Origin of the sequence: Pseudomonas sp. CMR5c, assembly GCF_003850545.1 — a bacterium.
Lineage (GTDB): Bacteria > Pseudomonadota > Gammaproteobacteria > Pseudomonadales > Pseudomonadaceae > Aquipseudomonas > Aquipseudomonas piscis.
This window is the reverse complement of record NZ_CP027705.1, coordinates 5,098,646-5,115,895: the sequence shown is the minus strand read 5'-3', so window position 1 is coordinate 5,115,895 and position 17,250 is coordinate 5,098,646. Positions and strand designations below refer to the sequence as shown.

Annotated in this window: 14 protein-coding genes and 1 pseudogene; 2 read left to right on the top strand and 13 right to left on the bottom strand. The window is 61.3% G+C overall.

Annotated elements, in window-relative coordinates; all coding sequences use genetic code 11:
• Positions 1-2 precede the first annotated feature (2 nt).
• The 11 genes from C4K40_RS23405 to C4K40_RS23355 form a co-directional block, all read right to left on the bottom strand.
• The gene (locus tag C4K40_RS23405) at positions 3-1,298 is read right to left on the bottom strand and encodes an aminotransferase class III-fold pyridoxal phosphate-dependent enzyme (RefSeq protein ID WP_053137082.1); all 1,296 of its coding nucleotides are present in this window, start codon (positions 1,296-1,298) and stop codon (positions 3-5) included.
• Between the two features lie 75 nt (positions 1,299-1,373).
• Positions 1,374-3,065, bottom strand: a complete 1,692-nt coding sequence (locus tag C4K40_RS23400; RefSeq protein WP_053137079.1) for an NAD(P)/FAD-dependent oxidoreductase — start codon at positions 3,063-3,065, stop codon at positions 1,374-1,376.
• Between the two features lie 36 nt (positions 3,066-3,101).
• Positions 3,102-3,593, bottom strand: coding sequence for a hypothetical protein (locus tag C4K40_RS23395; RefSeq protein WP_053137077.1), 492 nt, complete (start codon positions 3,591-3,593; stop codon positions 3,102-3,104).
• 19 nt (positions 3,594-3,612) lie between these two features.
• Positions 3,613-4,737 (bottom strand): beta-ketoacyl-[acyl-carrier-protein] synthase family protein, encoded by a 1,125-nt coding sequence (locus tag C4K40_RS23390; RefSeq protein WP_053137074.1) that lies wholly within the window; start codon positions 4,735-4,737, stop codon positions 3,613-3,615.
• Positions 4,738-4,803: 66 nt separating this feature from the next.
• Positions 4,804-5,487, bottom strand: coding sequence for a hypothetical protein (locus C4K40_RS23385; protein WP_053137071.1), 684 nt, complete (start codon positions 5,485-5,487; stop codon positions 4,804-4,806).
• Positions 5,488-5,496: 9 nt separating this feature from the next.
• Positions 5,497-6,936 carry a class I adenylate-forming enzyme family protein gene (locus C4K40_RS23380; protein ID WP_053137068.1) on the bottom strand — a complete coding sequence of 480 codons (1,440 nt, stop codon included), beginning with the start codon at positions 6,934-6,936 and terminating at the stop codon, positions 5,497-5,499.
• The gene (locus C4K40_RS23375; RefSeq protein ID WP_022640338.1) at positions 6,933-7,208 is read right to left on the bottom strand and encodes an acyl carrier protein; all 276 of its coding nucleotides are present in this window, start codon (positions 7,206-7,208) and stop codon (positions 6,933-6,935) included. Before C4K40_RS23375 ends, C4K40_RS23380 begins: the two co-directional genes overlap by 4 nt.
• Positions 7,209-7,232: 24 nt before the next feature.
• Positions 7,233-8,489 carry a cation:proton antiporter gene (locus C4K40_RS23370; RefSeq protein WP_053137065.1) on the bottom strand — a complete coding sequence of 419 codons (1,257 nt, stop codon included), beginning with the start codon at positions 8,487-8,489 and terminating at the stop codon, positions 7,233-7,235.
• A 111-nt stretch (positions 8,490-8,600) separates the two neighbouring features.
• Entirely contained in the window at positions 8,601-9,773 is a 1,173-nt protein-coding gene (locus C4K40_RS23365; protein ID WP_022640336.1) for an MFS transporter, read from the bottom strand.
• Positions 9,770-10,183: a Rid family hydrolase gene (locus tag C4K40_RS23360; protein WP_053137063.1), complete on the bottom strand. Its 414-nt coding sequence runs from the start codon at positions 10,181-10,183 to the stop codon at positions 9,770-9,772. Before C4K40_RS23360 ends, C4K40_RS23365 begins: the two co-directional genes overlap by 4 nt.
• Positions 10,184-10,958: 775 nt before the next feature.
• Positions 10,959-11,759 (bottom strand): hypothetical protein, encoded by an 801-nt coding sequence (locus C4K40_RS23355; protein ID WP_124421356.1) that lies wholly within the window; start codon positions 11,757-11,759, stop codon positions 10,959-10,961.
• 77 nt (positions 11,760-11,836) lie between these two features.
• On the opposite strand from C4K40_RS23355, the pseudogene C4K40_RS32010 reads away from it, so the two are divergent.
• A pseudogene (locus C4K40_RS32010) lies at positions 11,837-11,926 on the top strand (ISL3 family transposase); the annotation flags it as partial.
• A 420-nt stretch (positions 11,927-12,346) separates the two neighbouring features.
• On the opposite strand, the gene C4K40_RS23350 reads toward C4K40_RS32010, so the two are convergent.
• Positions 12,347-13,594 (bottom strand): ribonucleotide-diphosphate reductase subunit beta, encoded by a 1,248-nt coding sequence (locus C4K40_RS23350; RefSeq protein WP_053137058.1) that lies wholly within the window; start codon positions 13,592-13,594, stop codon positions 12,347-12,349.
• A 737-nt stretch (positions 13,595-14,331) separates the two neighbouring features.
• Positions 14,332-14,595, bottom strand: a complete 264-nt coding sequence (locus tag C4K40_RS23345) for a DUF2790 domain-containing protein (RefSeq protein WP_083456990.1) — start codon at positions 14,593-14,595, stop codon at positions 14,332-14,334.
• Positions 14,596-15,006: 411 nt separating this feature from the next.
• Between C4K40_RS23345 and acs the strand changes: the two genes are divergently transcribed.
• Positions 15,007-16,962, top strand: a complete 1,956-nt coding sequence (acs, locus tag C4K40_RS23340) for an acetate--CoA ligase (RefSeq protein ID WP_053137052.1) — start codon at positions 15,007-15,009, stop codon at positions 16,960-16,962.
• Positions 16,963-17,250: the final 288 nt, after the last annotated feature.

Sequence of the window (17,250 nt, the reverse complement as noted above, 5' to 3'; positions counted from 1 at the left end):
TCTCAGACGAATGATGAAACGCTCTTGATGGCCTCCAGGCACTGGCCCAGGATCGACAAACCGTCGGCCAGGGCCTGGGTGTCGATGGTCAATGGCATCAGGAAGCGAATGACGTTGTTGCGTGGACCACAAGCCAGCAACAGCAGACCCCGCTGCTGCGCCAGCCTGACCAGCAGCCGGGTCAGGTCGGTGGCGGGCATGCTCTGCCGGGCATCGTCGAACAGTTCCAGGGCGACCATGGCCCCGAGCCCGCGGATCCGGCAACTGACGCCCAGGCCGCTGGTGATTTCCTCCAGCGCTCGGGTCAAGGTGTTGCCCAGGGTGACCGCCTGCTCCAGCAAGCGCTCCTGTTCGATCACCTCCAGCACCGCCAGGGCGGCGGCGCAGGCCAGGGGGTTGCCGGCATAGGTGCCACCCAGGCCCCCCGGACCGATGCTGTCCATCAGCTCGGCGCGGCCGACCACGCCCGACAGCGGCAGGCCGCCGGCCACCGACTTGCCGAACACGATCAGGTCGGCATCGACGCCCATCTGTTCCATGGCGAAGAAAGTCCCGGTGCGCCCTGCGCCGCATTGCACCTCGTCGGCGATCAGCAGGATGCCGTGTTTGTCGCACAGAGCCCGCAAGGCCGCCATGAAGGCTGGCGGGGCCACATGGAAACCGCCTTCGCCCTGTACCGGCTCGATGACGATCGCGGCGATATCGGTGGGCGCCGCATCGCAGTAGAAGATCCGTTCCAGGCTGGCCAGCGCCTGTTGGGTGTCGACTTCGACGCCATCGGGAAACAAGGCGCGATAGACGTGACCCGGCATCAAGCCCATGGCCGTGCTGTATGGCGCAACCTTGGCGGTCATGGCCATGGTCAGGAACGTACGGCCATGGAAGGCCCCGGTGAAAGCGATGACGCCGGTGCGCCCGGTGGCGGCCCGCGCCACCTTGATGGCGCTTTCCACGGCTTCCGCGCCGGTGGTCAGCAACAGGCTGCGCTTGTCGAACGCACCGGGCATGTGGCGATTGATGCGTTCGCAGACGCTGATGTAGTCCTCATAGGGCGTGACCGCGAAACAGGTGTGGGCGAACAGCCCGAGCTGGGCCTGGACTGCCTCGACCACCCGTGGATGCAGGTGTCCGGTGTTGAGGGCGGCGATGCCGCCGGCGAAATCGATGTAGTGCTTGCCGTTGGCATCGGTGAGCTGGGCGTTGCGCGCGCTTTTCACGTAGACCGGGTGGAGTTGGTTGATTCCACGAGCCACGGCGCACTGGCGCCGGGCGTCCAAGGACGGGAACTCACTCTGCATGGGTGTTCTCCGGTGGTTGGGCCAAGCCGCCCCGGCACAGGCTGGATGCATGTGCCGGGTGGCTCCAGGGATGGATCAGCGTTGGCGCCACTGGGCCAGCGCCTGGTCGGCGGCCTGGTTCAGCTCTTCGCGGTTGCCGTAGCGATAGCTGTCCAGGAAGTCGAATTTCACCGGCGTCGCGCCCCGGTCGAACAGCGGCTTGATACCGCCAGGGGCGTTGTGTGCCCACAGCAGCAGCGAGTCGGCGAAGGGCTGGCTGGCGCGGGACAGGAAGCGATTGGAGAAGTCGGCGAAGTCGATCGGCAGATGCTCGCGGTTAGCCTCGAACAACTGTTGCAGCACTTCGATGGTGCGGGCTTCGCTCTGGTTGCCGGCGGCATAGCTTTCCATCGCCGCGCAGGCTTGCTCGAACAGCGCTTCGAAGGCAGGGCTCTCGATGGACAGGTGCCCGGCGTAGGTGGCGTTCTCGAAGGCCTGGCGCAGCTTGGCGGCATCGCCGTCGGCCAGGTAGTCGGCGTAGATCTTGCGCAGGCGCAACACGCCGATGTAGCTGCCGCTGATCCAGACCCGGAACCAGGCGTTCCACAGTGCGAAGCTGTCGAAGGCGGTGAAGGAGTTGGCCACCAGGCGATCGTTGATCCTGACCACTTCTAGGCTGTAGTCCTGGTAGGCGAGGAAGTCTTGCTTGTCCCAGGTGTTGCTCCTGACCGCATCGATGAGCGCCGGCGCCACGCGGGCGATCGACTCGAAGGTGTTGACCAGGCCACGGGAAAACAGCGGATCGACGAAGCCCACCGCATGCCCCAGCAGGCAGTAGCGATTGCCCACGCTTTCGCGGCTGGTGTAGTTCAGGCGCGGGGCCACGGTCCATTCGCGTACCCGTGCGGCGCCTTCGAAATGCCGCGCCACCGTGGGGTGCTCGGCGAGAAAACGCTGGAACTCTTGCTCCGGATCGCCGGCCGGCCCGTGTTTGTCGATGTCCACTTGCAGGCCGATGCTGCACAGGGTGTTGGTCGAGTGCGGGTGATTGTCGAAGGGAATGATCCACAGCCAGCCGCCTTCGAACATGTGGTGCAGGGTACTTTGCGCCAGGGCGGTCGGCGACCCCGTGACCTCGGTGCCGGCCACTGCCTCTTCGTAGAGCTTGACCCCGGTCATGTGGGTGAACAGCGAGCGGGTGCGCGCCTGCATCTCCCGTGCGCCCTGGCGCAGCCCGAACTTGTCGGCGATCGGTGAGCGATAGCCGGCGGCGTCCACCACGTAGCTGACCTGGATCTGCTCGTTGCCCAGGTTCAGCAGCATGCCGTCGGGCGTCTCTTCGATGTCCTGGATGCGCACTTGCTGGCGGATGGTGGCGCCCAGGCGCGCCGCCAGCGCCAGGTAGTAGGCGTCGACGTCCTGGCGGAACAGGTGGGCCTCGGGGGCGATGACCGGGGTGGATACCACGTCCAGCGGGTTGTGTTCGCAGTTCTTGCCGTTCCAGGCAAAGCTGAAGGCCAGCTTGATGCCCGCGCTGGAGGAGCCGACGTGCTTGATCAGCGAGTTCAGCTCGCCGGGGTAGGCCAGTTCGGGAATGCCGTAGCGCTTGGCGAGGATTTTCAGCAGCACGGCGCTTTCCGGCACCATCGACTCGCCGACGGCGAAGCGCGGGTGGGTGCCCGCATCGATGATCACGGTCTTGACGCCCTGGCTGGCCAGGATCGCGCCCAGCATGGTGCCGGCGATGCCGCTGCCGATGATTGCAACATCAAAAGTCTGGTTGTGCATTTTTCGGTTTCTCAAGGTGGAGGGCGAAGGGAAGGATCACAAGCACAGGAGTCGGGTCTGGACCTCGATTCCGCGATCGGGGGCGAAGTCGGCGCGGCACAGGAACAGGAACTTGGCCTGGCCATCTTGCAGCCACTGCTGCGCCAGGCTCTCGGCGATGGGCCGGGCGTCGGTATCGGGCATCGTCAGCACCAGGGTCGGGCCCTGGAAGCCATAGCGGGTACAGCAGATGGAGAGCGGGGCGCCAGCGTTGGCATTGATGAAGTCCACCGGGGATACGCGTCCGCGGGCCTGGAGATCGCCGACGATCCTGCCGGTCAACTGGCTGGGGAACGCCGTGCCGTACTGGATCATGCCGACATGCACGCGCTGTTCATCCAGGGCGCCGGCATGCTGGCGTTGCAGGTTGCCGACGCTTTGCAGAACGCTGAAGACCAGGGGATCGGCGCTCTTGAGGCCACGACGCAAGTTCTCGTCGAGGTCGGCGTAAGTCAGTGAATGGGTGTTGCTGGTCGCGAGTGTTTTCATCTTCGGTTCTCGGGCAGCCTTATTGGTCGAAGCGCTGGAACACCAGGGCCGTGTTGAAGCCGCCGAAGCCGATGGTCAGGCTCAGGCCCACCTGGCTGCGGGTGCTGGACGGCCGCTGCAGCGGCAGGTCGAACTCCAGGTTCGGCAGTGGTTGCTGCAGGCCATGGACCGGGGGGACGGCCTGGGTCTGCAGGGCCTTGATCAAGGCGATGGCCTCGATGGCGCCAGTGGCCCCCAGGGTGTGGCCGAAGGCGCCCTTGGTGGCGAAGACCAGCGGGTGGTAGTCGCCGAAGTACTCGTTGTAGGCGGCGCTTTCGACCCGGTCGTTGGTGTAGGTGCCCGAGCCGTGGGCGTTGATCAGTCCGACCTGGTTGCGACTCAGGTCGGCCTGGGCCAGGGCGCGATCCAGCGCCAGGCGGATGCCGGCCCCGGTTTCATCCGGCGCGGTCAGGCCGGCGGCATCGTTGGCAGCGCCGCAGCCGAGCAGGTAGGCATGGGGCTTGTGTTTTTCCAGGCCCTCACGCTGCAGCACGACAAATCCCGCGCCTTCGCCCAGCAGGGTGCCGTCGTGGCTTTGGTCGAAGGACTTCAGGCGGGTCGCCGAGAGCGTCCCCAGGGCGGTGTGGGCCAGCCGCTTGGCATCCCCCAGCACGTCGGCGCCGCCGCAGACGCACAAGTCGGCCTGCCCCGAGCGGATCAGGTGCGCACCCAGCAAGATGGCATCGGAGCCCGACGAGCAAGCGGTCGACAGCGCCAGGGCGTTCATGCCGACCCGCGCCCCTACGTCGTCGACCCACTGGTACAGCGGATCCTGGTGGAACTGTTCACTATCCAGGCGGTAACCCAGGCTCGTGCCGATGATCAGCCGTGCATGGGGATTGGGCGTCTGGCCATCGAGCCGGGCATCGCGCAGCGCCGCTTCCACTGCTTTGCTGGTGAACTCGATCAAGCGGGCCTTGTGGTCGGGGTTGCCGACATCCTCGAGGTACCCGGCACTATCGTTCTTGAGCCGCAGTTCGCTGGGTAGCGGCCGTATCCCCGACTCTCCGGCGAGCAGGCGGGCGGTGACGACCTCCACGTCGTCGCCCAATGCGGTATTCCATCCAAGACCTGTAACAACGACGACATTTGATCTGACTTCCATGATCGCCACCTCATACATATTGCGCAGGAGTTAAGGGTTGCCGGCACGGGGGCCGGGCAACCGTGGTCAATTGAAGGTTCGTTGAAACTCGTCCAGCGGCTTGCCGCTCACCGGCGAGGGATAGAAGTTGTCCTGGATGTGGTTGCCCTTGAGTTCGATCTGGCGCACGAAGGGGTCCTTTTGCAGCCAGCGCTCGCTGTGGATGAAGCGCGGGGCGATGTCGGCGGCATTGAAACCCTCCAGTTCAGCCGGATGGACCAGCTTGCGCTTGGGCTTGTCCAGGACCTGGGCGTAGGCCGAGACATCGAAGTAGCGGATGCGCTGGTCCCTGACCACGGCATTGATGCAGTGCCAGCGCTGGGGCAGGTACAGGTAGTTGACGAAGATGTTGCGCACGGCATAGACGCGCTCGCCGGTCATCACATGCAGCAGGGTGCCGGCCACGTCCGCCATCTGCGAACAGAAGCAAGGCAGGCGGGTACCGGGGTCGAGCATGGCTTGCAGGTAATCGTCCACGCTCAGCGCGGCGATCACCTGGTCCCGGTAGTGCTCATAGCGCTCGATGTGCTGCGCCCACTGCTCCTGCGGATACTTCAGGCGGACGATCTCGGGGGCGTAGGTCTGGAATACATCCGATTCCTGCAGCACATGGCACAGGGTCAAGGGCACCTTGGCCATGATGTCCTCGATCGAGCGCAGGCCGTGCAGCGCGACGACCTGCCGGGCCAGTGATTGGGTGTGGCTGTTCATGAGGATTCCTTACTTGTGGTTCGTCATGCTCAAGGCGTCGCGGTGCAGCAGGGCGATCGCCAGGGGTCGTTCGTAGTGCTTGAGCTGCTTGAGCAGGCGGGTCTTGAAGTGGTCGCCCTGGTGTTCCCGGACCACCTCCCGGTCGACTGTCAGTTCCAGCTGGAAGCCCGCGAGCATCGAGGCTTCGCTGATCACTTCGGTGCGGCAGGCGAGGACCCCTGGCACGCGCTTGCATAGTTGCTTGATCGCTCCCAGGTTCACTTTTTCATCGCGAATGACGATGAAGTCCGAGTTGCGGCCCTTGAAGTACAGGTAGCCATCGGGGTCCTGGCTGAAGATGTCGCCGGTCCTCAGCCAGCGCTTGCCGTGCAGTTCGATGAAGGGGCTCTGGTTGTCCTGGCCGATCTTCCTGGTCAGCAGGGTGTCCGAACTCACCAGCAGTTCGCCCTCGTTGCTGTCCTGGCTCGAGCGCAGGAGCATGACGTGGGTGCCATCCAGGGGCAGTCCCACCGAAGCCAGGCGCTGGGGGCCAACCCGGTGCGCCGCGCAGGTCGAGACCCGGGGCCCGGCTTCGCTGATGCCATAGGTCAGGTACAGCTCGAGGCCGGGGTTGGCCTCCAGGCACTGGCTCACCTCCGTGGGGGCCGCCAGGTCGCCACCCACGGTGAGCAGGCGCAGGCAGCGGGCGAAGGGCTGTGGCTGGGCGTTGATCTGGCGCAACAGCACTGGCGTCACCGAACTGGCGCTGATGCGGTGTTCGCGGATGTCTTCCAGGTAGGTGGGGACCAGGAATGGCGGTCCGCTGATGATCAGGTGCGCTCCCAGTTCCAGGGCCGCGATGGTCTGGGCGACCAGGGCGGTGGAGTAGTACATCGGCAGGTTGACCAGGATCCGGTCGGCCCGGGTCAGGCCGATGCTGCGGGCGTGGCGCAGGGCGTTGGCCTGCAGCGAGCTGAACCAGTGCACGCAACCGCTGCTGAAGGCCCGCGAGGTGCCCGAGGTGGCGATGACGACCTGGCCGGGCAGGGTGACCGGCAGTGGAGCGTTGGTCACTTGCCCGACCTGCCAGCGCCCCAGGTCTTCGGCCTGCCGGATTCCGTAACCGGCCCAGGTGGAGGCCTGGGTGCTGGAACGCACCAGGGCGCCGGCAGCGAAGTCGATGATCATCTGCGCGATCCGTTCGCCGGGGGTGCTGGGGGCGATCAGCGCCGGGACATAACCGCTGTTCAGCACGGCGGCGAACATGGCCAGCAGGTCGGGGCCGTTGGGCAGAGCGATCAGCACCACCTGGCCCAGCGGCAGCGACTGCCCCTGCCAGTAGGCCAGGTAGTCCTCGTGCAACTGCGGCAACCCGGCTCCTGTACCCACGCTGGCGGTGGTGGAGACGTTCAGCAATTGGCCAGGGGCAATGTAGTGTTCCCTGTGCCTGAAGTTGACCAGGCCGTTCATGCTTGCAGCGCCCCGGACTTTTCCAGGACCAGGCTGGACAGCGTATGGACACTGAAGAAGTGCTCGGGCACGAATTCTTCTTCGGCGATCTGGATCTGGAACTCCTCTTCGCACTGGAACTTGAGTTCGATGAAGCCGATGGAATCGACTCCGACTTCCGATGCCAGGCCGGCGGCCTCGTTGATTCCCGAAACCGGTATGTCCAGGTCCAGGCGCTCGGCAATGATTTCCTTGATCTTATTGGCTACAAGAGTGGCGTTCAGCTGGGTCATGTCTAGCTCCACAAGGTCAGTGCATCAGTTGAAGTTTTTTTCCGCGATGGCGGGTCGGGCGAATGCTCGGGGGGCGCGTTGCGTCACTCGACGCACCAGGGGCGTGGTGGTGGCCGTGACGATCAGGGCCACGGTCACCAGCAGGCTGTAGACGGTGGGGGAAATCAGCTGCAGCTCCAGGCCGATGGACAGCACCACCAATTCCATCAGGCCGCGGGTGTTCATCAGGGCGCCGGTCAGGGTCGAGTCCTGGTAGGAGAAGCCGCTGCGGCGGGCCCCCAGGTAGGCACCGAAGAACTTGCTGACGAAGGCCGCCACCAGGAAGATCAGCAACCACTTGAGCTCCAAGGCGTTGCCCGCGGTGCTCAGGGAGGTCTTGAGCCCGGCGCTGGCGAAGAACACCGGCAGCAGGAAGATCCTCAGGAAGCCGCCGATCTGCCGGTTCCAGTAGCTGGCGAAACCCGGTGCGCGGCTGATCATGGCGCCTGCCAGCAGGGCGCCGATCCCGGCGTGCAGTTGCAGGTGCATGGTGATCCAGGCGCTGGCCAGCAGGTAGCACAGCACCCAGGGCAGGTGGCGTGGATATTCGTCGGCTTCGGCCCTGGCCAGGACTCGCTCGACCCATTGCAGCGACAGGGCGACGTAGCTGGCGACCCCCAGCAACAGGCAGAAACCGAACAACGCCACCAGCTTCAGGTCGTGGTGAAAGGCGGAGAACACGATCACTGCCCCCAGGGCCAGCCAGCCGGCGATATCGGTCAGCACGGCGGCACGCAGCGTCACGGCCACCGCCGGCAGGTCGCTGATCCCCAGGTCCTCGACGATGCGGATCATCACCGGCAGGGCGGACACTGCCAGGGCAATGCCGCAGAACACGATGAAGGACCACTGGTCGAAGCTGGGAGCCAGTACCGGATGGGCGTACCAGGCGACGATGGTGCCGGCGATGAACGGCAACACCAGGCCGGCCGCGGCGATCTTCAGCGCCGCCTGGTTTTCCTGGCGGCTGTGCCGGCCGTTGTCCGGGGCGATGTGCATGCCCACTTCGAACATCAGCAGCACCAGGGCCAGTTCGGCCAACGTGCCGATCCAGCCGATGTGTTCGGCGGCGAACAGCGAGGATTGCACTCCCATGGACTGCAGCAGCGGTTGCAGGAAGGTGGGACCGAGCAAGATGCCGGCGGTGATTTCCCCGACTACCCGGCATTGGCCTATGCGTTGCGCCAGGCCGCCCAGCAACTGGCTGAGGAGAAGTATCGCCAGTAGTTGAATGGTGAACATGACAGTCATCTCCATTGGTGCGGTTCGCGGGCACGGCCAGGCGCATGACTTTGCGTCTGGCAAGTCAAGTTGTTCCAGGTAGTAGGAAGTTGTTGCGTTAGTACGCCGGCTCTATTTGGCGGCTTGTATATCGAGTGCGGTGTTCTTGTTATTTATCCAGGTTATTAGCAGTCCAATAGCGGTGACGCTGAATGCACTTATACATATGCCGAGCCACCCCGATTGTTGGTAGATGTAACCGGCGGACAATGAACCCAGGGCTCCGGCGCCGTAATAACAGAACATGTAGACGGCAAACAGGCTGCTGCGCAAAGTGGGTTCAAGGCGAAGGGCACGAGTCTGGTTTGCCACTTGCGCGCAGAAGCACCCCAGGTCGAAGAGCACGACGCCGATCACCAGGCCGACCATGGAATAGGGAAACAGGTAGAGCACCGCGACGCCAGCCAGCACCAGCGACAGGCCGAGGGCGATCACCGCGCGGCTGCCGATCCGGTCCGCAAGGGCGCCGGCGTAGCGGGCCAGCAGCAGTCCGGCCAGGCCCGCCAGGCCGAAAAGCCCGGTGGTGGTGGGGTCGAGGTTGAGTGGCGCGGCCTGCAGGTGCAGCATCAACGCGACCCACAACAGGCTGAAGACGAAGAACCAGGCCCCACCCACCATGACCGACTCGCGCAGCAGCGGATAGCGCCCCAGCAGTCCGGGCAGGCTGCCCAGTATCTGCCGGTATGAGGCGCGACCCCGGGGTGGGGATGCGGGCATCACCATCCGGCCGATCAGCGCCAGTACCAACATCGCTGCGCCGATGCACATCAGCATGTGTTGCCAGCCCCAGGCCTGGGCGATCGCTCCGCCGACGAATCTGGCCAACAGGATGCCGGCGCTGATGCCCATGGTGATGGTGCCCACCGTGCTGCCTTTTTCGCTGAGCTGGAAGCCCAGTGCATTGAGCTGGATGGCATTGGTGGCCATGCTGCCGATGACGATGCAGGCCAGGAAGAACGGCACAGTAGAGTTGCAGAGCGCAGCGAAGCAGATCGCCGCGCCCAGCATCAGGAACTGCCAGGTGATCTGGCTGCGTTTGTCGAGCACATCCCCCAGGGGCACGATCAGCAAGATGCCGAGCATGTAGCCGATTTGGGTGCTGGCGGCGATCAGGCCGGCGCTCGCCAGATCGATACCCAGGGTCGCGGCGACCGCCGGCAGGACCGGTTGCAGCAGGTAGTTGCTGGCCATGGCCATTCCCGCGGCCACGGTGGCGAAGAGCGTGAAGAGGGACGAGACGTTCATGGCGACTCCGAAACGGCGGCAGGCTGTTGGCGGCGGGCCACGACTTCCATGGCAACGATCATTTTCCGTTCGGGGAATGGCAGCACGTGAAGCAATGTGAAGGCCGGCCGGATGGCATGGAAGTAATGTCCATGTACGGTGGCGGCCTCTTGCCAGTTGTCGATCTCGGTCAGGTAGAGCCGGCTTTGTATGACATCTTCAAGTTTGAAGTTGGCTTTTTCGATAACTCGCGAGATGTTTTCAATAACTGCGCGTGTCTGTTCGGCAACACCTGTCGCGGTTATTTCTCCATTGGCGTCCAGGGGGCCGGTTTTTGATACATACAATGTATCGCCAACTTCTATTGCACGTGAGAAGCCAAATATCGTTTCCCACTTCGAGTTGGATGAATGCAATTGCCGAACATTCATTTAAGCACTTCCTTGGCTGTAGGGCAGACCGAATATAGGCGAGCAAAATAGCCGGTGTCTAGTGAAAAAAAAGCCAAAAAATGCATTTTTTCTAAAGTGTCTCGCGGATTATTTAGGAGATAGATGTATTTATGTAAGTTTATCTAAACATATGTTTTCGTTGTTAAGTGGCTATTAAATTCCCCGGAAAATGTTTGTTATTGGTGCATCCATCGCACCAAAGAAGTGCTCCCTGATAAATGACGCCGGTGTTGCAGAAGGGCTGCAAGTTGCATTGTTTTTTCTGTCAATGGCGTTACATGCTCGAACTAGCCTTGGTCTTTACAAGGTTTTTTTGAACTAGATAGTTTGGAAGTGACTGCTGGGTCTGCTTGTGCTGTCTTGGTGCGGCTAGTGCCTGGGGTGCTACGGTTCGACTGATGGATAGTGGCCACTGGGCTGGCATGGCTTGTTGTCGACGGTTGGGGAGAAGGGCAGAGGCGAGGGGCGCCCGTCGCTGAGGGGAGGGAGGCGGGACTGCTTGCGAGGACTGCTATATAGAAGAAGCGGCCATAAAAAAGCCCTGACCAGGTCAGGGCTTTTCGTGGGGACTTGCACACCCAATTGCATTGCCACTGAACAGCAGTTGCATCACTGCACACCTTGAGACTGTGGAGGCGGTGACAGTGCCCTGTTTGATCGGCGCGGCCATCCGAAGACTCAAAGAGGATGTGCGGAGTCTTCGAATGGGTCAGGTTGTCGACTTCACCGTGCGGCTAGCGAATATCTAGACCAGTTACTCATGAAGCTCTACTAGAAACAGTTTTTTTTCGTAAAGCTTTAGGGAGCCGAAAGGCCCCTTATAACCAAAGCCCTCGAAAACTCTCTGCCGCTCTCTTTCTTCGAACATAGCCAAGCGGGGGTCGAACGTTATCTCGTCTATGAGGGAGTGGATATCAACATCGAAATGCAACACTGGATCCGGGTTTTTAAAACCGTCTCTTGAGAGAGCACCAATCCGTACCTCATTTTCGTGAGCGAACCCTAACCGCTTCATCATCAGAAGCTTTATACGATTATCCTCATCTTCGAAAATCGCACTGCGAGCTAAACTGACCTGATTAGCTAGGGACTGCACGATCGCCTCGGTATCGGCGTAGTGCACATCACCGATGAAAGGCCTGACAGGCTTGTTGTCGAGACCGCTCTCCAAAGCGCTCAACAGCTTGCGCGCCGTGGTTCTAACTTGAACGCCTTCATCTCCTGGGCACAGATTCCGATCATGCCGCGGGTCTTTCACCACCCGAGAATAAGCCCTCAGCAACGTATCGGACTCGGCAGTTGCCGACCAGCTCTGCGCATAGATTGGAGACAGGTTTTGTCCAAGAATCTCTTGCCGGAACGGGCCGTCTTTGGACCTGAAGTTAATTCCTACTGATCTCTCAACCACCTCAAAGGGATCATCCCAAAAATGCGGAGGGACTAATGTTAATCGTTTCAGCCGAATGGCTTCAGCGAGAGCCCATTGCGGGAAAATTCTATATATGGGTTTATCTAAATCATCCACACCGATATCACGGTCAAACAAATTACTCACGAACGCCACTCCATGCAATTTCAAGAAGGATGTTTGAACAAGCCATCTTAAACGATGAGAGGACTGATCCGTTCCAGTTCGCCAAGCGGCTAAAGGGTTACTGGCGCGGTATCGTCAGCCGGGTTCGCTGGCCGATGCACACGGGTCAACTGGAAGGAATCAACAATTGAATCAAAGTCATCAAGCGGATGGCGTACGGTTACCACTCACAATCGGACAGGGCCATGATCCTGCTGCGGTCCAGGCCTCGATCGCTCTTGTAATCAACATCCTCAAGGAGTCGCCTGAGTAAAGCGCAACTTGGCCGACTTGAGATAACGTTCGATTTTGCGGCTTTCCCGTTCTGACGCCTCGGCATCCAACAGCTCTGCCAGCCGGACATCGAAGGACTTTCTTTGTTGGCTCGGGAGGGGGGCTCTGCTGACGCTCATAGGCCTGGGCCATACCACGAAGACGGCGCTGCATGGTGAGGGGGCAGAAAAAAAGCCACCTCAGCTTGCGGCCGAGGTAGCTCTGCGTCTTAGGCTATGGTTTCAGCCGATCTTGAAAAAAGTTCAGTCGATCATGAAAACCTACGAGCCTGGAACTCAGTCCCAGCTCAGCGCGCCACCGGTCTGGTACTCGATCACGCGGGTCTCGAAGAAGTTCTTCTCTTTCTTCAGGTCCATGATCTCGCTCATCCACGGGAACGGGTTGGTGGTGCCCGGGTATTCTTCCTTCAGGCCGATCTGCGACAGGCGACGGTTGGCGATGAACTTGAGGTAGTCCTCCATCATTGCCGCGTTCATCCCCAGTACGCCGCGCGGCATGGTGTCGCGAGCGTATTCGATCTCCAGCTGGGTGCCCTGCAGGATCATCTGGGTAGCTTCTTCCTTCATCTCGGCATCCCACAGGTGCGGGTTCTCGATCTTGATCTGGTTGATCACGTCGATACCGAAGTTCAGGTGCATGGATTCGTCGCGCAGGATGTACTGGAACTGCTCGGCGACGCCGGTCATCTTGTTGCGGCGACCCATGGACAGGATCTGGGTGAAGCCGCAATAGAAGAAGATGCCTTCCAGTACGCAGTAGTAGGCGATCAAGTTGCGCAGCAGTTCCTTGTCGGTCTCTACGGTGCCGGTATCGAATTCCGGATCGGAGATCGAGCGGGTATAGCGCAGGCCCCAGGCGGCTTTCTTCGCGACCGAAGGGATCTCGTGGTACATGTTGAAGATCTCGCCTTCATCCATGCCCAGCGACTCGATGCAGTACTGGTAGGCGTGGGTGTGGATCGCTTCCTCGAAGGCCTGGCGCAGGATGTACTGGCGGCACTCGGGGTTGGTGATCAGGCGGTACACGGCCAGGGCCAGGTTGTTGGCGACCAGGGAGTCGGCGGTGGAGAAGAAGCCCAGGTTGCGCATGACGATGCGGCGCTCGTCGTCGGTCAGGCCTTCGACGCTCTTCCACAGGGCGATGTCGGCGGTCATGTTGACCTCCTGCGGCATCCAGTGGTTGGCGCAGCCGTCCAGGTACTTCTGCCAGGCCCAGTCGTATTTGAATGGCACCAACTGGTTGAGGTCGGCGCGGCAGTTGATCATGCGCTTTTCGTCAACGGCGACGCGGGCAGCGGAGCCTTCCAGTTCGGCCAGGCCCTCGGCGATGTCCAGCTCGTCCAGGGCGGCCTTGGCGCGAACCACGGCGGCCGAGTCGGCGGAGGTCACGGCGCGGGCTTCGAGGGCGGCGGCACCACCGGCGCTGTCGAGGCGGTCCATGGTGGCGTCGGAAGCCTGGCCGGCATTGGTGCCCTTGGCCGTGGCTTCGCTTTCTTCTTTATCGAATTCGTCCCAGCTCAGCATGACGTGTCGTCTCCTGCTTGAGGGCCAGATGCCCGTGTGAAAACAAAAGGGTTGGCTTTTCACACGGCGCTACTGGCCGCGTTAAATCAAAGAAATCGTTTGTTGCAGCAGTGACGCAGGCAATAAACAGAAATTCGTCTGCGGGTGCTTGAGGCTGCTGTCGGGCAGGGCTGAGGGTGTCGGCTCCGGCGCGAGGTTCAGCAGGTCGTTTTCATCCGGTAAGGGAATGTTGCAGGCCCGTTTTGAGGGCGCATTATAAGGATATTTTCAGGGGCGTGGGGCGACCGATGGGCGCAGGTGAGCCGAGGAAGGCGAGGGATTTGAGGCAGAGCGCGGGTTTACAGGGCTTTGGCTGGAGAAGTTTTTTTTTCAGGCGGGCAAAAAAATCCATGATTCGGTCAAAAAACAACCGAATTTACTAGATGTTGTGTTTTCCAAGGCGATTTCCAGGGTTTTGACACAACTCAAAAGCTGGTGATTGGTCCTGTCGAAGCGCCTTGCGGATCTTCCGGGTAAGGGCAAGTCGCCATCAATCCGCGTCATTGGTAGCGACTTTCGAGCAGGTGTCATCGGTGTGGCGGACGGTGACGTACATTCCGGAAAAAATGCATGCGATTGTCGTGGTCGTACGTCGTGGAACGATGCCTGTGCTGGAACCCCAGTGTGCCGGGCATCTTTGCCGCAAGAGGGATTTCTTGCGGCCGGCGGTCATCGAGGCCTGGGCGGCGGGGCGGTTATCAGCCGTTGGAGCAACCGTTACCCATTACGCGGTATTGGAGAATATGTCGCAGACCTTTGGAATCTTCATATTCCATGCGTGCCGGTACAACTTCACATACTTCTGGAACTTCGCTCATGGAAATAACTTTGGCGATATCCAGGTCCGTGGAGTAAGTGTATTCCTCTACTGCTACTTGCTGGCTGGCGGCATCAGTCGGGATCTCATCAGCCATCGCTGTAGCGCACAGACTGCTGAGGGCCAGAACTAATAAAGCTTTCATTTGCGTTTTACCTTTCTAAGGTCGTGTGGGTTCACGCAGCCTTTTTGGGGCTGCGTGTGGAACTTGAGTAGAAGTTTGATTAACTGCCTTCGTGGGGGCTGCAACTTGGTTAATCAGTTTGCCTGTTGGGCGAGGCAGATTTTAGGCGTGGGGCGGAGCGCCATATAGGCGTACTTTTGATAAACACTTTTGACGGTTTTTGTAACAATCGCCGAAAAAGCCCTTTCCAGAGACCAGCGCGAACATTTTCGGATTGCCTCGATATGCCTCCAGGGCCTGTTCTTGAAGGGTTTCGCTAGATCCTGGGGCATTTCGCTGGGGGTTGTTACTACCATCGTCGAATGGTTCTATAGGCGTCCCCCGGCTACAACGGGGTCATACAAAAACAACTATGTCACCGAGGTAAGAAAGATGAGTGCGGCTTCTGTGTATCCCGTTCGTCCCGAGGTTCTGGCCAAGACGCTGACTGACGAGGCGACTTACAAGGCCATGTACCAGCAGTCGGTCGTGAACCCGGACGGTTTCTGGCGCGAGCAGGGCAAGCGTCTCGACTGGATCAAGCCTTTTACCACGGTGAAGCAGACCTCCTTCGACGATCATCATGTCGATATCAAGTGGTTCGCCGATGGCACCTTGAACGTCTCCTATAACTGCCTGGACCGTCACCTTGCCGAGCGCGGCGACCAGGTGGCGATCATCTGGGAGGGCGACGACCCTTCCGAGAGCCGCAACATCACCTACCGCGAACTGCATGAAGAAGTCTGCAAGTTCGCCAACGCCCTGCGTGGCCAGGACGTGCACCGCGGCGACGTGGTGACTATCTATATGCCGATGATCCCCGAGGCGGTGGTGGCCATGCTGGCCTGTACCCGTATCGGCGCGATCCACTCGGTGGTGTTCGGCGGCTTCTCGCCGGAGGCCCTGGCCGGTCGCATCATCGACTGCCGTTCGAAAGTGGTGATCACCGCCGACGAAGGCATCCGTGCCGGCAAGAAGATCTCGCTCAAGGCCAATGTCGACGACGCCCTGACCAACCCGGAAACCAACAGCATCCAGAAGGTCATCGTGTGCAAGCGCACCGGTGGCGACATCAAGTGGAACCAGCATCGCGACATCTGGTACGAGGACCTGATGAAGGTCGCCGGCAGTGTCTGCGCGCCGAAGGAAATGGGTGCCGAAGAGGCCCTGTTCATCCTCTACACCTCCGGTTCCACCGGCAAGCCCAAGGGCGTGCAGCACACCACTGGCGGCTACCTGCTGTATGCGTCGCTGACCCACGAGCGGGTCTTCGACTACCGTCCGGGCGAAGTCTACTGGTGCACCGCCGACGTGGGCTGGGTCACCGGCCACACCTATATCGTCTACGGGCCGCTGGCCAACGGCGCTACCACCGTGCTGTTCGAAGGCGTGCCCAACTATCCGGACGTGACCCGGGTGGCGAAGATCGTCGACAAGCACAAGGTCAACATCCTCTACACCGCTCCGACCGCGATCCGCGCCATGATGGCCTCGGGCACCGCCGCTTGCGAAGGCGCCGACGGCAGCAGCCTGCGCCTGCTGGGTTCGGTGGGCGAGCCGATCAACCCGGAAGCCTGGGACTGGTACTACAAGAATGTCGGTCAGTCCCGTTGCCCGATCGTCGACACCTGGTGGCAGACCGAGACCGGCGCGACCCTGATGAGCCCGCTGCCCGGCGCCCATGCGCTGAAGCCGGGTTCCGCGGCGCGGCCATTCTTCGGCGTGGTGCCGGCCCTGGTGGACAACCTGGGGAACATCATCGAAGGCGCCGCCGAGGGCAACCTGGTGATCCTCGATTCCTGGCCGGGCCAGGCGCGGACCCTGTACCGCGACCATGATCGGTTCGTCGATACCTACTTCAAGACCTTCCGCGGCATGTATTTCACCGGTGACGGTGCGCGTCGCGACGAGGACGGCTACTACTGGATCACCGGGCGCGTGGACGATGTGCTCAACGTCTCCGGGCACCGCATGGGCACTGCCGAGATCGAGAGCGCGATGGTCGCCCACCCGAAAGTCGCCGAGGCGGCGGTGGTTGGCGTGCCTCACGATATCAAGGGCCAAGGCATCTACGTCTATGTGACCCTCAATGGCGGTGAGGAGCCAAGTGAAGCCCTGCGCGCCGAGCTGAAGAACTGGGTGCGCAAGGAGATCGGCCCGATCGCCTCGCCGGATGTCATCCAATGGGCGCCAGGCCTGCCCAAGACCCGTTCCGGCAAGATCATGCGGCGGATTCTGCGCAAGATCGCGACGGCGGAATACGAAGGCCTGGGCGATATCTCCACCTTGGCCGATCCGAGCGTGGTGCAGCACTTGATCGACACCCACAAGACCATGAACGTCGCCTGAGGCGCTTGCTGGTTCGATGAGCCCCGCCCGGCGATGCCGGGCGGGGCTTTTTCATGGGTCGGATAAATCCCCGCGAAGCCCTCTGTGCTGGCGCTTTGCGCGCAGTGGGGCGGGTCGGTTGGGAGGGGAGAATAAATATCGGTTTGCCCGGTAGACGTATCTGAATGTTACCGGGTTGGGCGAAGGTGTAACCCTGCGCCCAATTTCGGGGCGATGGGAAACGTCGGGCGCCGTTTCAGGGCCTTTTATATCCATGTAAAAAATAAGTCATCACGCTGCGCTTGCCGG